We start from the raw sequence: 17,692 nt of genomic DNA, 5'->3' as shown, positions 1-17,692 counted from the left end.
ATTGCCATGCGATCAATCGCATAAGCGTCTGGTACGGAGTCGCCGGAGAGTGCGGGTTGATTCCCCAGAGTCAGTGTTGCTGGGCGAGAATAGCGCCACCAAGCCACCGTTTGATGAAGCGCTTCAGCTCTTTTCGGCTGCGGGCAGGTTCATTGGGCGCGACAAAAAACGACAGCATCGTGCGCAGGGTGAACTCCACGAGGTCATGTTTGTCCGATTCGTCGGCATATCCATATTTGGACCAGTCGACGTCGAAACGGGCGAGCATCCTCATACCGAATACTTGCGCCTCTTCGGACGCAAGGTTTCCCGGGCGGGTGTGTGCGTACGGTTCCGAAACCAGGATGCCGAGGTGGGGTGTCCGCACGACATCCTCCAACGTGAACAACATGCCTTCGGTCATCGCTTCCGCCGGATCGTGTATGCCATGGACAGCCTCGGTGAGCCGATCAAGAAAATCATCCACCGACGCAATGGCAGCAGCGCGTACCAGCGCCTCAGTAGTGGGAAAGTAGCGATAAACCGTCTGCCTGATGACGCCCAACGAAGCTGCCACCTTGGCGATGCTGAAATCCGGGCCGGTCTCCGCGATTAGCTTCACGGCCGCGTCAATTATGCGCTTCGACGCCTCATCATCGTTGTCGGGCGGATCCCCTTTCCATCCGCGTCTTCGCGCCACAGACTCGCTCCTCCTCGATCCTGGGTGGACAGCATCCCCGCAGCATACCGTCATGGCGTAGCCATCCCCGACCACGTACCCGCGCGTCGACCGCGCCGAGCAAATCAATAGCACGGATTGGCACGTTCTCGCAGTTCAATGCGGGGGCGAATCGGAAACTCCGCAGAATGCGCAATGCACCACGATCCGCCAGGGGGCGGCCCGGCGCCCCGCGGTGTTTCTCGACGGTGCACCTGCCCACCAAACACCGCGGTGTGCGGCTTCAGCCGACGCACTAAAAATGCTGTAGCGGCGATTGTTTCAGAAACAACCCACATATCCCCCGGTTGTAGGTCGCCGAGTTAGCCACTCAAATTCGTTGCAACAGTTTATGTAGTCACGGTGCTCTACTGCTGTGAATCCGAGAACTGTTGCAGCCCAACGTGGTCAATCACGTGTCATCGAGCATCGAGTCGATGAGCCGGCGCAACACATGCGCGGTCTCCTGGCGAGCATGGTGCGGATCATCGGCAGTCGCGATGAACATGGCGGCCTCGTCCAGCGCGCCGATCAGCACGTGGGCGAGCGGCCGCACGGGTTGATCAGCCAACTGTCCGGCGCGAATCGCCTCGGTGATCAGCTGTTCGGTCATGCCGAGGCTGTACCGCTGGGCAACGTCGCGGAAACCTGCCCAACCGATCACGGCGGGTGCGTCGAGCAGGATCAGCTGACGCACCTCCGGCTCTCCAGAGACCTCGAGCCACGCGTCGACCGCCGCGCGAATCGCTTCTGCAGGTGTCGTTGCTCCCGCAGCGGCCACCAGCGTGGCCAGGCGCGCCATCACGTCTTGCTCGACCGCCTCGACGACGTCGCGGAATAGCGCCGCCTTATCGGCAAACTGGTGATACATCGCGCCCCGGGTGACCCCGGCATCCTTGGCGATCTCCGGTGTCCCTACCTCCGCATACCCTCGCTGGCCCCACAACTTCCGGGCGGCCAAAATCAGTGCCTCGCGGGTAGCCGCGGAGCGTTCTTCCTGTGTGCGTCGTTTGATTTCCATACAGTCTGTTGGTAAGTTACCGGCAGGTTGTTTGTAACTATACATCGAGGTGGGGTCTTGCATGCCGACGATCGACACTAACTCTGGAACCATCCATTACGAAGCAACTGGACCCGACAACGGTAGGCCCGTCGTACTCGTGCACGGCTACCTGATGGGTGGCCAGCTGTGGCAGCAGGTCAGCGACCGCCTCGCCAGCCGCGGATTGCGGTGCATCGCCCCCACCTGGCCGCTGGGCGCACATCCGCAGGCACTGCACCCCAGCGCCGACCGCTCCATCACCGGGGTCGCCGGCATCGTCGCCGACGTCCTTGCTGCCCTTGACCTCGAGGAGGTGGTGCTGGTCGGCAACGACACCGGTGGGGTGGTCACCCAACTGGTCGCCGCGTATCATCCCGATCGGCTTGGCGCACTCGTGTTGACCAGTTGCGATGCGTTCGAACACTTTCCACCGCCGATCCTCAAGCCGGTCATCGTCGCGGCGAAGTCGAGAGCGCTGTTCCGAGCGGCGATGCAGACTATGCGGGCGTCCGCTGCACGTCGGCGCGCGTATCAGGGCCTCGCACACGCCGACATCGATGACCTCACCCGGATCTGGGTGCGGCCGGCACTGTCCGATCCGGCAATCGCCGAGGACCTACGGCAGTTGTCCCTATCGTTGCGCCCGGAGGTCACCACGGGCGTCGCGACTCGGTTGCCCGAGTTCCACAAGCCCACGCTGATCGCATGGTCGGAAGAAGACTTGTTCTTTCCGCTCAGCGACGGCCAACGACTAGCGGCGACCATCCCGAACGCCCGTTTCGAGGTAGTCCCGGGAGCGCGCACATTCTCGATGGTGGACCGGCCTGATCGACTCGCCGACCTCCTGGCTACGGTCGCGGTCCGCACGTAGTCGGTTTCCCCGCGCCCGGCCGCTCGGGTGACGCTATTGGCGCCGTGCCCGTTAAAATGCCCACTTGTGGGGACCCCGTCAAACCCCTGGGGCAACGGGCGGAGGAAGCTCCCGCCTCACGTGGAGATGCGAGGCAAGCTTCCCGGCCGTACGCGGGCGCGTCGACTGAGCCGTAGCTTCGCCCACGTCGGCGTTCAACTGCCACCCCAACGCATTCGAGAGGTACTCGCGGGCGCCCCCGCCCCCGAACCCGAATTTTTTGACCTCAATTTCGCCTTCATCGCAACACAGATCAACCATGAAAAGCGGGTCGCGAGGTTCAAGCGCCTGCGACACAACGGCATACGTTCACTGATATTTGTGGGCTTGGTTCTCGTCGTGCTGAATTTCCTTGTCTGCATCGCCTATCTGCTCTTAAATTTGGCGCAACAAGTCCCGTAAATTTGAGTGGCTCGGCGTTGCCTGGATTTCCACAACGTGGTGAGGCCGGACGTATACAAGATTCAATGTCTGATAGATTTGAATTTCTTGCATTGTTCGGTGAGCGCTGTTTCGGTCGGCAGCCGCTCGAGTGAACTCGCGCCGTAAAAGCCATGACAGTTCGCTGTTTTATTCAGGACGGCTTCGACATCGTCCGGCATGGCGACTGGGCCGCCGTGGACTAGCACGATCACGTCTTCTTTTTCAGCAAGCGCCGCGGCCCCCCATTCATCCACGAGCGCCGCGCAATCATCGAGTTTGCGGGCCGTACCTGCGCCAATAGTACCGCCGGTGGTGAGACCCATATGGCACACAATGATATCGGCGCCAGCTCTTGCCATTGCGATCGCATCTTCGCTATTGAATACGTATGGCGTCGTCAACATGCCCTTGCGGTTGGCCTGTCGGATGACGTCGACTTCTTGAGCATAGGATATTCCCGTTTCCTCGAGATTTTGTCGAAATACACCGTCAATGAGACCGACCGTCGGGAAGTTTTGTATTCCCGAAAAACCAAGCCGCTTCAACTCGTCCAGATACACGTCGAAAATGCAGAAGGGATCCGTCCCATTGACCCCTGCTATAACAGGAGTACTCTGGACGACCGGCAAGATTTCCCTTGCCATTTCCATAACGATATCGTTGGCATTTCCGTAGGCCAGCAGACCGGACAAGGATCCCCGCCCGGCCATGCGGTACCTCCCCGAATTATAGACCACGATCAAATCAATTCCGCCGGCTTCTTCACACTTGGCAGACAGACCGGTACCCGCGCCGCCCCCGATGATCGGAATACCGTCGGCTTTCATCTTGTGGAAACGTCGGAGAAGAGCGTCGCGGGAGAAAGATGTCATGAGTGAGCCTTCACGATTTCGAGAAAACTATCGGCCAGCGCGTCGGCGAACTTGGGGTCGTTAATCGCATGCGGCACTCGAATGAGTCTACGTTTCGCCGTCGCTTTGACCGCGGCCGCCAAGGTGGCAAACAATGCTTCGTCGGCGTGTGGGTCATGGAAGGGGCCGCCGTCCACGTCGATGATTGATAAGCCTTGCTCCGGAATCAAAAATCGCACGTCGCCGTCCATCTGGTTCAGCTTCGCAGCTATCCACGCGCCAATGCGGCGGTTTTCGTCAGCCGTCGTGCGCATGAGCGTGACTTGCGGATTGTGGGCCAGCAGCCGGCGATCCCGGAACTTCTCCGGGACAGTTTCCATCGCCCCGAAATTCACCATGTCAAGTGCGCCGCACGAACCCACATAGGGCAGACGTGTACGAATCGCGGCGCCCATCCGGTCTTCGCCGGCGCTCATCACCCCTCCGATCAGCAAATCGGCAATCTCGGTGGTCGTACTGTCGATCATGCCGATGAGAAACCCTTCGTCGGCAAGCTTCTCCATCGTTTGCCCACCAGTTCCCGTGGCGTGGAAAACAAGGCACTCGAACTGGTCCGTCAATCTCGCGACGACATGGTCGACGCAGGGCGTCGTGACGCCGAACATGGTCAGACCGACTGCTGGTCGTTCTGACTGGTCCGCTGCCGGAACCGCCCGGCTTGCCGCGCCGGCCATCATGTGGGCGGCGTTTCCCAGAACCATTCTCGAAATCCCGTTGATGCCCGCGACGTCCACGACGGAATACACCATGGCAATGTCGCTGGGTCCCACGTAGGGCGCGACATTTCCCGAGGCGACTGTCGAGACCATGATCTTTGGTATTCCAACGGGAAGCGTTCTCATGGCCGGTGTGATGAGCGCGGTATTCCCAGAGCCACCGAGTCCGATCATGCCGGCGATGTCGTCTCGATGTTTTTCAACCCACGACGAAAGAACATCGGACATCGCCGCAATTGCGGTTCCTCGATCCGAGCTGCGAGCGATTCCCTCGCGAGAGCCAGCGGCCTCCGCCGTTAGTTGGGCGGCCGAGACATCTACCTTCTCAGTCACCGCCTCAGTCACCGCCTCTGTTACCTTGGCAGTCGAACCTCTCGGACTGACATCGATCAGCTTCGTGGTTACGCCCGCGGCATGGATGAGATCCCGGACGTAGGTCAAGCTTTCAAACTTGGTGTCGCAGGTTCCGACAACCGCCACGAACCTGTCGTGGGTTCCGGCCCCGGGTACTTGGTCCTGCACGTTCTTTCTCCTCTTGCCCATGCCGGTAAGGCCATCGGTCGGTCGCGACATCTGCGTGGTCCTTTTGTCGACTCCCGCGAATCCTCCATCACAGGATCGGCGCCAAGCTGCGGTTTCGGGGCGGTGTTACGGTAAGAAACGGCGAGAATTCCCGCCTTTCTTCGGTGTAGAGGAGGCAAGGATAACGTGACCACTCCCGCATTCATGATGTTCGACGCAGCCCCGAAAGCATGCGCACCCTATAGCCATGCTGTCGAGATCGACGGCTGGCTATGGATCACCGGGCAGATGCCTAACTATGCAGACGACCACTCACGGCCTCTGCCCGAGGGCATCGAGGCCCAAACGCGCAACGTGATGGACAACCTCAAGATCGTGCTTGCGCAGCTGGGGGTCGGGCTTGGCAACGTGGTTCAAGCACGCGGCTTCCTCACCGAATTCGAGCGCGACTACGAGAAGTTCAACGCCGTATACGAATCCTACTTCGAACCGGGAAAGTTGCCCGCTCGCACGTGTATTGGTGTGACCGCACTCGCGCTTGACGCCTTGGTCGAGGTCGACTTCGTCGCTCGCCGGCCCTAGCGAGGCAGTCAGGGTTGAGTTCGCTCTCCGCACCGGTTCAGGCGTGAAATGAGCCCTTCTGGCCAAGACGTCGTCGCGACTGCCGTGGTGGCGCGCAAGGTACATCCCGACCGGGTCGAGGCCTACAAGGCCTGGCAGGCCGAGATCGACGCCGCGACCAGTAAGAGCCCGGGTTTCATCGGTACCGAAACAATTCCCCCGGTGCCCGGCGTGCACGACGACTGGGTCATCATCTTTCGGTTCGATTCCAAGGAGCATCTGACTCTGTGGATGGAGTCCGAGCAGCGCCGCGAGCTGATCGAGCGCGGCGAACAACTGCTCGCGGCTCCAGCCGACGAGCACACGATGGTCGGCGGTCAGCCAGCCTCCAGCTCGGTCACCGTCGTGGTGAGTGCGACGCCCCGGCCGGGGCGCGAAGCGGAGTTTCGTGCCGCGGAGAACGCGCTAGCAACGGCGGCGCGGTCCTTCGCCGGGTTCACTGGCTACGAGTTGCTCGAACCGGCCCAAGATGTCGCAGGCGCGTGGACCAGTCTGTATCGCTTCGAGGATTCACGGCACGCGGATAGCTGGCTGCGGTCGAAGACCCGTGCCCAGCTTCTTGAGGAACTCCACAAGCAGGTAGAACACAACGTTATACGCAAGGTGCCCAGCGCTTTTGGTAGTTGGTTCAGCTTCGACGAGCTGGATGGGGCGAACACGCCGAACTGGAAGCAGTCGATGACCGTTCTCCTGATGCTCTTCCCCACGATCATGTGCATCAACTACCTCACTGGCTATCTGAACGGTGTCGGTGTTCCCCTTTTTCTGCGGACGTTTACCTCCAACGTCCTCAGCACCATCGCCCTCGGTTTCGTCTTGATGCCGCTCGCAACCCGGGCGTTGAGTTTCTGGCTCAGACCCGGCGTCCCCACCAAGACCACCGTTCGCGGCGCGGTTCTGGTGGTTGTTCTCTACGCAGTGCTGTTGGGATTCTGGGGGATCGTTACGCTCTGAACCGCGGCGCTGACGTCGCGCGCAGAACCTCCAATGCGCCCTGCCATCACGGCGCTCCGGGGGCCAGAAACGGCAAGCCCGGCGGGCATCCGCGCCGGGCCAGGCTGAGCACGGCGTCGACGTCGAGGTGTTGTTCGACGAGGTCTCCGAGCAGGTCGAGGCGGCCCTCACGTGCGGCCAGGAAACGGCTGCCTGACGGCACGATCCCGAGCGTCTCTTGCAGGAAGGCCTCGCGGAAAGCGTCACCTTCCAACGCGCCGTGCCACATCGTGCCGAATACCTGTCCGTCGCGCACACCGCCGAGAAACTGCTCCGCTCCGTCACCACGAGTAGTGGCGCCGTGGTGAATCTCGTACCCCGACACGGGCACTCCGAGTTCCTCGCCTCGCGGTAGCCGCAACACCTTTTCAGGCCGGAACGTCGTGTCCAGGTCGAGCAGACCCAGGCCATCGACCTCAGCCGCTGGTCCTTCAACGCGATCCGGGTCGCGGATGACCCGGCCCAGCATCTGACAGCCACCGCAAATGCCCAGCAGCGGCTTGCCCGCCGCGACATGCGCCATTAGCGCACCGTCTAGACGGCGAGCCCGCAACCAAGCCAAATCCGCGATCGTTGCCCGAGTGCCCGGGAGCACAATCAGATCGGCATCGCTGAGCGCACGGGGATCGGAGGCAAAGACGATATCCACGTCGGGTTCCAGACCCAACGCATCGACGTCGGTGAAGTTGCTGATCCGGGGAAGTCGCACGACCACAACACGACGGACACCAGCACCAACCGCGCGCCGCCCCGCGAGATCGAGAGCGTCCTCTGAATCCAGCCACAGGTCGGGGTGCCAAGGCAGGGTGCCATACACGTCTCGCCCGGTGACCCGTTGTAAATCGCGCAGACCTGGCGTCAGCAAACCGAGGTCACCCCGGAACTTATTGACCACGAATCCCGCGACCAACGCCTGGTCCTCGGGGGACAGTAAGGCGACGGTGCCCAGGAACGCAGCGAACACCCCGCCGCGGTCGATGTCGCCGACGACGATGGTCGGCAGTCGCGCGTGGCGGGCAAGCCCCATGTTGACGTAGTCACCCGCGCGAAGGTTGATCTCGGCCGGGCTACCGGCCCCCTCCGCGACAACGACGTCGTAGCGCGCGGCGAGGTCATCGAATGCCCGGTGTGCGGTCTCGGCAAGCGTCCGCCTTGCCTCGAGCCAGTCCGACGCCGCCAACTCGCCCCAAGCCCTACCCATCAACACCACATGGCTGCGGTGGTCGCTGCCGGGCTTGAGCAGGACCGGATTCATGGACACTTCGGGAATCGCCTGGGCCGCAAGTGCCTGCACCCACTGTGCCCGACCGATCTCCGCACCGGCCCCATCGACGCCTTCGCAGACCATCGAGTTGTTGGACATGTTCTGCGCTTTGTAGGGGGCGACTCGCACCCCGCGTCGGGCCAACGCGCGGCACAGCCCGGCGGCTACGGTGCTCTTGCCGGCATCACTCGTGGTACCGGCCATCAACAGGCCCGCCATCAGCGCAGCCGATCAATCGCTCTCCAGCGCACGGTGCTCGATCAGGTCACGCAGTCCGCCGGAACCGAGGCGCTCCCGAAACGCCGGTGCCGTGTAGCCGACAACGGTCGCGTCGGTGCGCGCGCGCACCGTGGCCGACCGCGGCATGTGAAACAGCACGCCCATCTCGCCGAAGTAGTCGCCAGGCCCGGCCACCTTCACCAGTTCCTCACCGCCATCGGCTAATTCGTGCACAATCTCGAACTCACCTTCGGTCACGACGTAGATCAGTTCGCCCATCGTGCTCTGCTCGAACACCACGTCGCCGGTCTCCAGCTGCAAGACCTCGGGCGGCCGATCGGCCTCGGCGAAATCAGGCGTCAGCTCGACGACGCGATCGGCCAGCGGCAACATCCGGCTGTCATGCGTCGCGACAACCACCACACGATCGCCGTCGGCGAGTTCGCGGATCAACCGCAGGACCTCCTCAACCTGGATGAAGTCGAGGTGTGCGGTCGGTTCATCGGCGAGCACCAACGGTGGATCCAACGCGATCGCGCGAGCGACCGCGACCCGCTGCTGCTGCCCGCCGCTGAGATCGCCCGGGCGATACTTCATTCGCTCCGCAAGATTGACGCGGGTCAGCAGTTCCTCGGCACGCTGACGCGCGGCCGCGCGCGACATCCCGGCCGAGCGCAGCGGAACCATCACGTTCTCCAAGGCGGTGAGGCTCGGGACCAGGTTGAACGCCTGGAAGACGATGCCTACCTTGTCCCGTCGGTACTTGGCCAGCTCCGCACCCTCGAGCGTCGTGATGTCGACGTCGTCGAACTTGATTGCCCCGGACTTCGGCCGCAGGATGCCGCCGAGGCACGACAGCAGGGTCGTCTTCCCGCAGCCACTCGGCCCAAGCAAAATCACCAACGACCCGGTCGCCACGTCCAGGTTCAATCCGTTGATCGGCCGCAGAGCGTACCCGCCGCTGTAATACTCGACGACCAGGTTTTGAATGCTGAGATCGCCCACCGTTTAAGGACCTCCAAACGCAAGCGCGGGATCGACGGCCACCACACGCTTCAGTCCGACGAGGCTGGCCAACAGACCGATAACAACGGCAACGACCGGCAACGCCAGATAGGCACCAACGGGGACCGCGACAATCATCGGGAACAGCGGAGCCAGCAGCTGCGCAAGGCCCACGCCGACCAACGCCGCGACCAGCGCAACGACGAGCGCCTGCAGGGCAAGTCCCGCCAGTATCGAGCGCGTCGATGTGCCAATCGCTTTGAACACCGCAAAGTCGCGCATTCGCTCCAGTGCGGAGAGATACACCACCGATCCGACGATCAGCACCGCCACGATCCACAACAAGACGGCCACGATCGAGATCGAATTCACGGCGACCTTCAGCGGGCGCACCAGCTCGTTGACGGCGCTCGCTCGGTCGAAGCTTCGGTAGCCATCCGGCAGACGCTCGGGTGCGCCGTCGATTCCGATCGACGTGATCATCGGCTGCCCGTTGTACGCCAGTTGCTGCAGTCCCTTGGTTGTCAAGAAGATGTTCGGAATCTTGGCCATTGCGGTGGAATTGGGCACAATCCCGACAATTCGCAACTTGTGCGTACCGACCTCGATGGTGTCACCGATATGTCGGCCCAGGGTGCTCGATGCGGCGACCTCGTCCGGCTTCGACGGAACCCGACCCTCCGAAACGTCCGGCATGCCAGGCCCATTCTCGGGCGCGCCAAATGCCGTCACGTTCCGCGTCGAGCCGCCGTCCTTCATCATGGTCCCCACGCAGCCCAATGGGGCCGCGGCCATGACGCCAGGCTCGGCGGCCACCCGCGCCAGGTCAACGTCGGGGAACAGGATGGCACCCAGGAACGGCCCGGCCGCACCCGATTTGACGACAAATTCGTCAACACCCATGGAATCCACGGTGTGGCGGGCCTCGACGCGAAAACCGTTCGCGAGGCCCGTAAGCACCAGCGTCATCCCGAAGATCAGTCCGGTGCTGGCGATGGCGATAACCAGCCGCCGCTTCCGCCATTGCATATCACGCAGGGCAGCAAAGAGCATTCCCAGACGCTACCAACGTCCGTGTTTTGCGGCCAGGTCTCCCCTACGTTTGCCTTCGGCTAACTGCAATCTATGGAAAACAATTACTTGCGCTTTATACAGCTAACAGAATGCGCCGCCATTGCCGCGCTGGCGTCAGGCACGTCCGGTGCCACGGCGGGCTTCTAATAAACTGCGATGGTGACCGTTGCGCCGGTATCCGTCGATAGCCTCGCCCCGACGAAGGGGGTGGGTCGCTGATGTCTGTCAATGACGACGCGGTGACCGTCCTGTCGGCAAGCGAGAGTTGGGAGCTGCTGGCCAGCGTGTCTTTGGGCCGACTAGTCACCAGCGTCGACGGTCGACCCAAGATCTTTCCGGTGAACTTTGCCGTCCAGAACCGCACGGTGCTGTTCCGCACTGCGGAGGGCACGAAGCTGGTCAGCACCGCAATGAACAACCAAGTGCTGTTCGAGGCCGACGACCACGACGCCGCCGGCGGCTGGAGCGTCATTGTCGAGGGCACAACCCGCTCGCTTCGCACCGACGAAGAGCGCGAGGAGGCCGACCGCGCCCACCTACTGCCGTGGGTGGCAACGGATAAGCCGCATTATGTTCGCGTCAAGCCGACGGCGATCACTGGTCGTCGCTTTCGGTTCGGCCCAGAGCCGGGCCAGGAGCCAGGTTAGCCATCTCTACCGGTTCCCGCGCCACTCACCACGCCGCGGAATTTATCGACGTCAACCACCAGTGGCGGCGAAGTTTGGTCGACCCGATCTGTCGCCAACGAACACCGTCGCGAGTTACGCTACTCAACGTAGCGTAATGACCGCGATGGCCGCGCCCTGGCAGTTTCGCCGAGCCGCGAGTCGCGCGGCGCCGCCCCATCCGCGGCTGACGGCGACGAAAGGGAGAACTCTGGTGTTGGATCTGAAAATCATCGGCGGCACTGTCGTCGACGGCACGGGAGCCCAGCGCTATCGCGCCGATATCGGCATCGCGGACGGCGTAATCATCGACGTAGTCCGCAGGGGTACGGACGACTCGGAGACGGACGGCTTGCAGACCGCGCATGCCGCCGAAACCATTGATGCCACGGATCATGTGGTGGCCCCCGGGTTCGTCGACATCCACACGCACTACGACGGTCAGATGAGCTGGGACAGCTTGCTCGAGCCGTCGAGCGGCCATGGTGTCACCACGGTCGTCACTGGCAACTGTGGCGTTGGATTCGCCCCGGTGCGGCCCGGTAGCGAGGACTGGCTGATCACGTTGATGGAGGGTGTCGAGGACATCCCCGGTACGGCGCTCACCGAGGGCATTACCTGGGGCTGGGAGAGCTACCCGGAGTACCTGGATGCGATCAGCGAGCGGAAGTTCGCGATCGACGTGGGCAGCCAGGTCGCCCATGGTGCCGTCCGGGCGTATGCAATGGGCGACCGGGGCGCTCGCAATGAGCCGGCCACACCTGAGGACATCGCAGCGATGGGCCGACTGGTCACCGAAGCCGTCGAAGCTGGCGCGCTCGGGTTTTCCACATCGCGCACGCTGGCCCATCGTGCGATGGACGGCGAACCAGTACCCGGAACCTTCGCCGCCGAGGAGGAACTGTTCGGCCTCGGTCGGGCCATGGCGGCCGGCGGTCGAGCGGTGTTCGAGCTTGCGCCGCAAGGAGCGGCCGGCGAGGACATCGTGGGCCCCAAGAAGGAACTGGACTGGATGCGTCGGCTGAGCGGCGAAATCGACCGACCCCTGTCGTTTGCTCTCATTCAGGTCGATGCCGACCCGGACTTGTGGCGCGAGCAGCTCGACCTCTCCGCGGCCGCACACGCAGCCGGCAGCCGCTTGTACCCGCAGATTGCCGCGCGGCCGTTCGGCATGATGATCGGATTCCAAGGCCATCATGCCTTTGGCCATCGGCCGACCTACCGCAGGCTGCAGGCCGAGTCCAGCCGCACGGATTTGGCGCAGCGCCTCGCTGACCCCGCGGTGAAGGCGGCGATCCTGTCCGAGGACGACCTACCGATCGACCCCACGGTGCTGTTCGACGGGATGTCCGCGTTCGTCCAATACTCGCTGGGACGGCTCTACGCCCTCGGCGATCCGCCAAACTACGAGCCGACGCCCGAGCTCACCGTGGCCGCCATCGCCAAAGAGCGCGGCGAGGACCCGCTGGCGACCCTCTATGACCTCATGCTCGAGTCCGACGCGTCCGCCATGCTGATGCTGCCGCTGTTCAACTACGCCGACGGCAATTGCGATGCCATTCGGGAGATGATGCTGCATCCGGCCGGCGTACTGGGTCTCTCCGATGGCGGCGCCCACTGCGGAATGATCTGTGATGCGTCCTATCCCACCTTCCTGTTGACGCACTGGGCACGCGACCGCAGCCGCGGAGAAAGACTGTCGCTGGAATATGTGATCCGCAAGCAGTCCCGCGATACGGCTGAGCTGTTCGGTCTCACCGACCGCGGCACCATCGAAACGGGTAAGAAGGCCGACATCAACGTCATCGACCTGGACGCGCTGACGCTGCACCCCGCGACCATGGCCTACGACCTACCGGCTGGCGGCCACCGGATCCTGCAGCGCGCAAGCGGATATGCGGCGACAATCGTCGGCGGAACCCTCACTCGCCGCGACGACGTCGACACCCGGGCACGTCCCGGGCGTCTGGTGCGCGGAGCGCGCTAGGAACCCGCCGATGAGCGATTCTCCCAGCCCTGGCCATCGGCTACCCACCCACGACGAGGACGCCATCGGCACCCCGCCGCCGTGCCCCACCCTGATACCGGCCGACCGCTACTACTGTCCGCAGTTCGCCGCGCTCGAGATCGAACGGATGTGGCCGAAGGTGTGGCAGATCGCCTGCACGGTCGACCACGTCGCTGCATCGGGTGACTACTTCGAGTACCGGTGCGGCCCCTACGGGGTGGTGATCGTGCGCGATGACCCCGATTCTCCAGACGGCGGGCTGCGGGCATTCCAGAATGTGTGCCGCCATCGCGGCAACTCACTGTGCGTGGGCTCGGGTTCGGGACTGCACGAGCTCAAGTGCGGCTATCACGGGTGGACCTGGGACTTGGCCGGCACACTCAAGCGGGTGCCGAACCGCAAGGGCTTCGGTTCGCTGCGGTTGTCCGACTTCCCGCTGTTCCCAGTCAGAGTCGAGACCTGGGCGGGGCTGGTATTCGTCAATCTCGACGTCAACGCGATGCCGTTGATCGAGTACCTGGAGGCAGTGCCCGACGACATCGCTTGGTGCAATCTGGACGAATTCCGTTGCTATGCCACACTCACCGTTGCTGTCGACGCCAACTGGAAGACGATCGCCGACGGCTACAGCGAGACCTACCATATCGCTACGTTGCATCCCGAGCTGCTGCGCTGCGTCGACGATATTCATGCACCACAACAGATTTGGGGACACACCGGTAAGTCCGATCAGCCCTACGGAGTGCCGAGCCCACGATTCAACGGCACCCTGACCGATGAAGAGGTGTGGAACGCTTACGTCGACACCCAAGGCGCGCTCATGGGCGCGAACAAGGGTGCTCCGTTCCCCGCCGACGAACGGCAGGCCGGCCAGACGGTTGCTGACATGATCGCGGCACGCACCCGGGAATTTGCCGCGGGTCGCGGCGTCGATCTTGGCTGGGCCGATACCGATCGGATTACCCGGTTGCACCAATACAACGTCTTCCCCAACATGACCCTGCTTGCCAACGCGGACCACCTGACGATCATGTGCTCCCGTCCCGGACCGGACCCCGATCACGGCGAGCTGGTGTTGTTCCTGATGACGCGGCTGCCGCCGGGCGCGCCGCACAACAAGCCAACTGATGTCCGCGTGGACGCCGCGGCCGCCGAACCCGGCGTAGTGCTGTCTCAGGACATCCGGGTACTCCCGGGGGTGCAGCGCGGCCTGCGTCAGCCGGGCTTCTCCCATCTTGTGCTCTCCGCCGAGGAGCGGCGCGTGATCAACATGCACCGAAACCTCGAGCGCTACCTCGACCTGCCCGAGACCTACCCGACTCCGCGCGGATGACCGGCGGCGCCATCCTCCCGTGATCGACGTCACTACGACAAAGAACGGGCGTGACAAGGTGGCCGGTCTGTGGGTAAATTCACAGCCGATCACAATCGAATAGCACGACCAGCCACTGACGCGATGCGGGAGAACCTCGATTCGAGGCGCCGTAGGAGCAAACTCCTCCCCGGGAATCTCTCAGGCCCCAGTACCGCACCGCCGAGGCAACTCTGGAGACAAGGGACGGTCACGTTCGACCATCCCCGACCGAAGGTGTACGACGTCGCCGTAGTGCGACGCCACAGACTCTCAGGTTTCAGGACAGAGCGGGGAGGGAGCAACCAGCCCGGCGCCGCCGGGCTAATGGAACGGAGTTGCCCCTTGTTGCTGACCTTCTACCCCCTGATCGACACTCTCGCCCGATTTGGTCGGGCGGGGCGTCACCGCGCGATCGAACGATCGACCAAGCCGCCCGCAGTCCAATCCAGCCGATCACCGGCCTGCCCGCAGACCACCCCGGCGCGGCTGCGCCACACCCGCCGACCGGTGATCGCCGACGTGCACGCCCGCCAGAACGGAATGAACCGATGAACACCCTGAATCAAGCCCTAGCCACCTTCGATCCCGACATCGCGGCCCTGATCGATAGCGAGCTGCGCCGCCAGGAAACCGGTCTGGAGATGATCGCTTCGGAGAACTATGCACCGCTGTCGGTGATGCAGGCCCAGGGATCCGTCTTGACCAACAAGTACGCCGAGGGCTACCCGGGCCGGCGCTACTACGGCGGCTGCGAATACGTCGATGGTGTCGAACAGCTGGCCATCGACCGCGTCAAAGCCCTCTTCGGCGCCGAATACGCCAACGTCCAACCACATTCGGGCGCCACCGCAAACGCCGCCACCATGCACGCCCTGATAACGCCCGGCGACACCATTCTGGGATTGTCGTTGGCCCACGGCGGTCATCTCACCCACGGGATGCGCATCAACTTCTCCGGCAAGCTGTACAAGGTCGCTGCCTACGAGGTGTCGCAATCGGACTACCTCATCGACATGGACGCTGTTGCCGAAGCCGCCCGTCAACACCGGCCCGCGATGATCATCGCCGGCTGGTCGGCCTACCCTCGCCACCTGGACTTCGCCCGGTTCCGCGCCATCGCCGACGAAGTGGACGCCGTGCTGATGGTCGACATGGCACACTTCGCCGGCCTGGTCGCCACTGGGTTGCACCCCAGCCCTGTGCCGCACGCCCACGTCGTCACCTCGACCACGCACAAGACACTGGGCGGGCCGCGCGGCGGCATCATCTTGTCCAACGACGCCGCCATCGCCAAGAAAATCAACTCCGCGGTGTTCCCCGGGCAGCAGGGTGGGCCACTCGAGCATGTCATCGCCGCCAAAGCCACCGCATTCAAGATGGCCGCAGAACCGGAATTCGCGCAACGACAACAACGTTGCCTCGACGGCGCGCGCATCGTCGCCGACCGGCTGAACCAGCCCGACGTCGCCGCGCGGGGCATCACGGTGCTGACGGGGGGCACGGATGTGCATCTGGTCCTGGTCGACCTGCGCAACGCCGAACTCGACGGCCAGCAGGCCGAAGACCGGTTGGCCGCGGTCGATATCACCGTCAACCGCAACGCGGTGCCGTTCGACCCCCGGCCCCCGATGGTGACCTCGGGGCTGCGAATCGGCACCGCCGCGCTCGCGTCACGCGGCTTCTCCGACAGCGACTTCCGCACCGTGGCCGATCTCATCGCGACGGCGCTGACGGCCACCGACGACGACCAGCTGGGTTCGCTGCGCGCGCAGGTCCAACAGCTGGCCGCCCAGTACCCGCTCTACCCGGAGCTGAGCCGGACATGACCATCAGTGTTTTTGACCTCTTTACAGTCGGCATCGGACCATCCAGTTCCCACACCGTGGGGCCGATGCGCGCGGCAAATCAGTTCGTCGCCGGCTTGCGTGATCGCGGACAAACAGAACAGGTCTGCGCGGTGCGGGTGGAACTGTTCGGCTCGCTGGCTGCCACCGGCGCCGGCCACGGGACCATGTCGGCGGTCTTGCTGGGGTTAGAAGGCTGCCGGCCGGAAACGATTACCACCGAGCACAAGGAGCGCCGTCTCGCCGAGATCGCCAGCTCCGGCATGACCCTGATCGACGGCATTATTCCGGTGGAGTTGACCGAGGGCGATATCGAGTTGCACCCGGACGTCGTGCTGCCCACGCATCCCAACGGGATGACGCTTTCTGCCAGTACCTCCAGCGGCGACACGTTGGCTATCGAGACGTACTTCTCTGTCGGCGGAGGTTTCGTCGTCACCGAACAGTCCAGCCAGACCGGCGACGAGCGATCGTGCTCCTTTGACCTCCCCTATCGGTCCGCTCAGGAGCTGCTCGACATCTGTGATCGGCTCGACGTCTCGATTAGCGAGGTGGCACTGCGCAACGAAGCAAGCGGCCGCGCCGAATACGAGGTCCGGAGCGGGCTGCTGCACCTGCGCGACGTGATGGTCGAGTGCGAACAACGCAGCATCACCCGCGACGGGTTGCTTCCGGGCAGCCTCGCCGTGCGGCGCCGGGCAAAGGTCTGGTATGAGCGGTTGAACACCGAAGACCCGCACCGCAAACCGGAATTCGCGGAGGATTGGGTCAATCTGGTGGCGCTGGCGGTCAATGAGGAGAATGCCTCCGGTGGCCGCATCGTCACCGCGCCCACCAACGGCGCCGCCGGCATCGTGCCGGCCGTGCTGCACTATGCCACGCACTACACGCCGGCCGGCGCCGCAGACCCCGACGACGTGGCGGTCCGATTCCTGCTCACCGCAGGTGCCATCGGATCCCTGTTCAAGGAGCGAGCATCGATCTCGGGCGCCGAGGTCGGCTGTCAGGGCGAAGTCGGCTCCGCGGCCGCCATGGCCGCTGCCGGATTAGCTGAGATCCTCGGCGGCACACCACAGCAGGTCGAGAACGCCGCCGAAATTGCCATGGAACACAGCCTGGGGCTGACGTGCGACCCCATCGCGGGGCTGGTGCAGATCCCGTGCATCGAACGCAACGCGATTTCCGCGGGCAAAGCCATCAACGCGGCGCGAATGGCAATGCGCGGGGATGGTATCCACCGCGTCACCCTCGATCAGGTCATCGACACCATGCGCACCACCGGCGCCGACATGCATACCAAGTACAAAGAAACCGCCACTGGAGGTCTCGCGATCAACGTCGCGGTCAACATCATCGAGTGCTGACCGGCTATCGGATGTCGTCCGGCCGGCGCAGCCACGTTCGACACGTGGACACCTGTTACA

General features: G+C 63.5%; 16 protein-coding genes and 1 riboswitch. Of the genes, 9 read left to right on the top strand and 7 right to left on the bottom strand.

The genetic code is table 11. The annotated features are described in order from the left end of the window. Positions 1–70: 70 nt before the first annotated feature. Together F6B93_RS00985 and F6B93_RS00980 are read right to left on the bottom strand one after the other, a co-directional pair. On the bottom strand, positions 71–679 hold the full coding sequence (locus tag F6B93_RS00985; RefSeq protein WP_211697266.1) for a TetR/AcrR family transcriptional regulator: 609 nt from the start codon (positions 677–679) through the stop codon (positions 71–73). A gap of 430 nt (positions 680–1,109) precedes the next feature. Then, entirely contained in the window at positions 1,110–1,718 is a 609-nt protein-coding gene (locus F6B93_RS00980) for a TetR/AcrR family transcriptional regulator (RefSeq protein WP_211699197.1), read from the bottom strand. Positions 1,719–1,779: 61 nt separating this feature from the next. Between F6B93_RS00980 and F6B93_RS00975 the strand changes: the two genes are divergently transcribed. Further along, positions 1,780–2,610 (top strand): alpha/beta fold hydrolase, encoded by an 831-nt coding sequence (locus tag F6B93_RS00975; RefSeq protein ID WP_211697264.1) that lies wholly within the window; start codon positions 1,780–1,782, stop codon positions 2,608–2,610. Positions 2,611–2,736: 126 nt separating this feature from the next. Then, positions 2,737–3,051 (top strand): hypothetical protein, encoded by a 315-nt coding sequence (locus F6B93_RS00970; RefSeq protein ID WP_211699196.1) that lies wholly within the window; start codon positions 2,737–2,739, stop codon positions 3,049–3,051. Positions 3,052–3,113: 62 nt separating this feature from the next. On the opposite strand, the gene F6B93_RS00965 is transcribed toward F6B93_RS00970, so the two are convergent. After that, positions 3,114–3,944, bottom strand: a complete 831-nt coding sequence (locus F6B93_RS00965; protein WP_211697262.1) for a phosphoenolpyruvate hydrolase family protein — start codon at positions 3,942–3,944, stop codon at positions 3,114–3,116. Further along, positions 3,941–5,179: a Tm-1-like ATP-binding domain-containing protein gene (locus tag F6B93_RS00960; RefSeq protein ID WP_211697260.1), complete on the bottom strand. Its 1,239-nt coding sequence runs from the start codon at positions 5,177–5,179 to the stop codon at positions 3,941–3,943. Before F6B93_RS00960 ends, F6B93_RS00965 begins: the two co-directional genes overlap by 4 nt. 228 nt (positions 5,180–5,407) lie before the next feature. Between F6B93_RS00960 and F6B93_RS00955 the strand changes: the two genes are divergently transcribed. Further along, positions 5,408–5,803, top strand: coding sequence for a RidA family protein (locus tag F6B93_RS00955; protein WP_211697259.1), 396 nt, complete (start codon positions 5,408–5,410; stop codon positions 5,801–5,803). A 48-nt stretch (positions 5,804–5,851) separates the two neighbouring features. Next, on the top strand, positions 5,852–6,796 hold the full coding sequence (locus tag F6B93_RS00950; protein ID WP_211697257.1) for an antibiotic biosynthesis monooxygenase: 945 nt from the start codon (positions 5,852–5,854) through the stop codon (positions 6,794–6,796). A gap of 46 nt (positions 6,797–6,842) precedes the next feature. On the opposite strand, the gene F6B93_RS00945 is transcribed toward F6B93_RS00950, so the two are convergent. Genes F6B93_RS00945 through F6B93_RS00935 form a run of 3 tightly spaced genes read right to left on the bottom strand, consistent with a single transcriptional unit; the run spans position 6,843 to position 10,376 of the window. Further along, positions 6,843–8,318 carry a cobyric acid synthase gene (locus tag F6B93_RS00945; RefSeq protein WP_211697255.1) on the bottom strand — a complete coding sequence of 492 codons (1,476 nt, stop codon included), beginning with the start codon at positions 8,316–8,318 and terminating at the stop codon, positions 6,843–6,845. 12 nt (positions 8,319–8,330) lie between these two features. Then, positions 8,331–9,323: an ATP-binding cassette domain-containing protein gene (locus tag F6B93_RS00940; RefSeq protein ID WP_211697253.1), complete on the bottom strand. Its 993-nt coding sequence runs from the start codon at positions 9,321–9,323 to the stop codon at positions 8,331–8,333. Between the two features lie 3 nt (positions 9,324–9,326). Further along, positions 9,327–10,376 carry an ABC transporter permease gene (locus F6B93_RS00935; protein ID WP_211697252.1) on the bottom strand — a complete coding sequence of 350 codons (1,050 nt, stop codon included), beginning with the start codon at positions 10,374–10,376 and terminating at the stop codon, positions 9,327–9,329. A 239-nt stretch (positions 10,377–10,615) separates the two neighbouring features. On the opposite strand from F6B93_RS00935, the gene F6B93_RS00930 reads away from it, so the two are divergent. The 5 genes from F6B93_RS00930 to F6B93_RS00910 all read left to right on the top strand — a co-directional run bounded on the left by F6B93_RS00930 (position 10,616) and on the right by F6B93_RS00910 (position 17,632). Continuing rightward, on the top strand, positions 10,616–11,044 hold the full coding sequence (locus tag F6B93_RS00930) for a pyridoxamine 5'-phosphate oxidase family protein (protein WP_211697250.1): 429 nt from the start codon (positions 10,616–10,618) through the stop codon (positions 11,042–11,044). 232 nt (positions 11,045–11,276) lie between these two features. Beyond that, a complete protein-coding gene (locus tag F6B93_RS00925) occupies positions 11,277–13,049 on the top strand; it encodes an N-acyl-D-amino-acid deacylase family protein (protein ID WP_211699195.1) in 1,773 nt (590 codons plus the stop codon). Positions 13,050–13,059: 10 nt separating this feature from the next. After that, positions 13,060–14,403, top strand: coding sequence for an aromatic ring-hydroxylating oxygenase subunit alpha (locus tag F6B93_RS00920; protein WP_211697249.1), 1,344 nt, complete (start codon positions 13,060–13,062; stop codon positions 14,401–14,403). Between the two features lie 116 nt (positions 14,404–14,519). After that, positions 14,520–14,609, top strand: a riboswitch (glycine riboswitch). 363 nt (positions 14,610–14,972) lie between these two features. Beyond that, positions 14,973–16,250 carry a serine hydroxymethyltransferase gene (gene glyA / locus F6B93_RS00915; protein WP_211697247.1) on the top strand — a complete coding sequence of 426 codons (1,278 nt, stop codon included), beginning with the start codon at positions 14,973–14,975 and terminating at the stop codon, positions 16,248–16,250. Continuing rightward, positions 16,247–17,632 carry an L-serine ammonia-lyase gene (locus tag F6B93_RS00910; protein WP_211697246.1) on the top strand — a complete coding sequence of 462 codons (1,386 nt, stop codon included), beginning with the start codon at positions 16,247–16,249 and terminating at the stop codon, positions 17,630–17,632. Before glyA ends, F6B93_RS00910 begins: the two co-directional genes overlap by 4 nt. Positions 17,633–17,692: the final 60 nt, after the last annotated feature.

It is taken from the genome of Mycobacterium spongiae, assembly GCF_018278905.1.
GTDB classification, from domain to species: Bacteria; Actinomycetota; Actinomycetes; order Mycobacteriales; family Mycobacteriaceae; genus Mycobacterium; species Mycobacterium spongiae.
The sequence above is the reverse complement of the archived record's forward strand: the minus strand, read 5'-3'. Positions and strand labels throughout refer to the sequence as shown.

Coding starts and splice junctions, on each gene's coding strand:
- F6B93_RS00970 (WP_211699196.1), top strand. CDS start 2,737: ATGCGAGGCAAGCTTCCCGGCCGTACGCGGGCGCGTCGACTGAGCCGT.
- F6B93_RS00980 (WP_211699197.1), bottom strand. CDS start 1,718: ATGGAAATCAAACGACGCACACAGGAAGAACGCTCCGCGGCTACCCGC.
- F6B93_RS00945 (WP_211697255.1), bottom strand. CDS start 8,318: ATGGCGGGCCTGTTGATGGCCGGTACCACGAGTGATGCCGGCAAGAGC.
- F6B93_RS00950 (WP_211697257.1), top strand. CDS start 5,852: ATGAGCCCTTCTGGCCAAGACGTCGTCGCGACTGCCGTGGTGGCGCGC.
- F6B93_RS00965 (WP_211697262.1), bottom strand. CDS start 3,944: ATGACATCTTTCTCCCGCGACGCTCTTCTCCGACGTTTCCACAAGATG.
- F6B93_RS00975 (WP_211697264.1), top strand. CDS start 1,780: ATGCCGACGATCGACACTAACTCTGGAACCATCCATTACGAAGCAACT.
- F6B93_RS00930 (WP_211697250.1), top strand. CDS start 10,616: ATGTCTGTCAATGACGACGCGGTGACCGTCCTGTCGGCAAGCGAGAGT.
- glyA (WP_211697247.1), top strand. CDS start 14,973: ATGAACACCCTGAATCAAGCCCTAGCCACCTTCGATCCCGACATCGCG.
- F6B93_RS00935 (WP_211697252.1), bottom strand. CDS start 10,376: ATGCTCTTTGCTGCCCTGCGTGATATGCAATGGCGGAAGCGGCGGCTG.
- F6B93_RS00920 (WP_211697249.1), top strand. CDS start 13,060: ATGAGCGATTCTCCCAGCCCTGGCCATCGGCTACCCACCCACGACGAG.
- F6B93_RS00910 (WP_211697246.1), top strand. CDS start 16,247: ATGACCATCAGTGTTTTTGACCTCTTTACAGTCGGCATCGGACCATCC.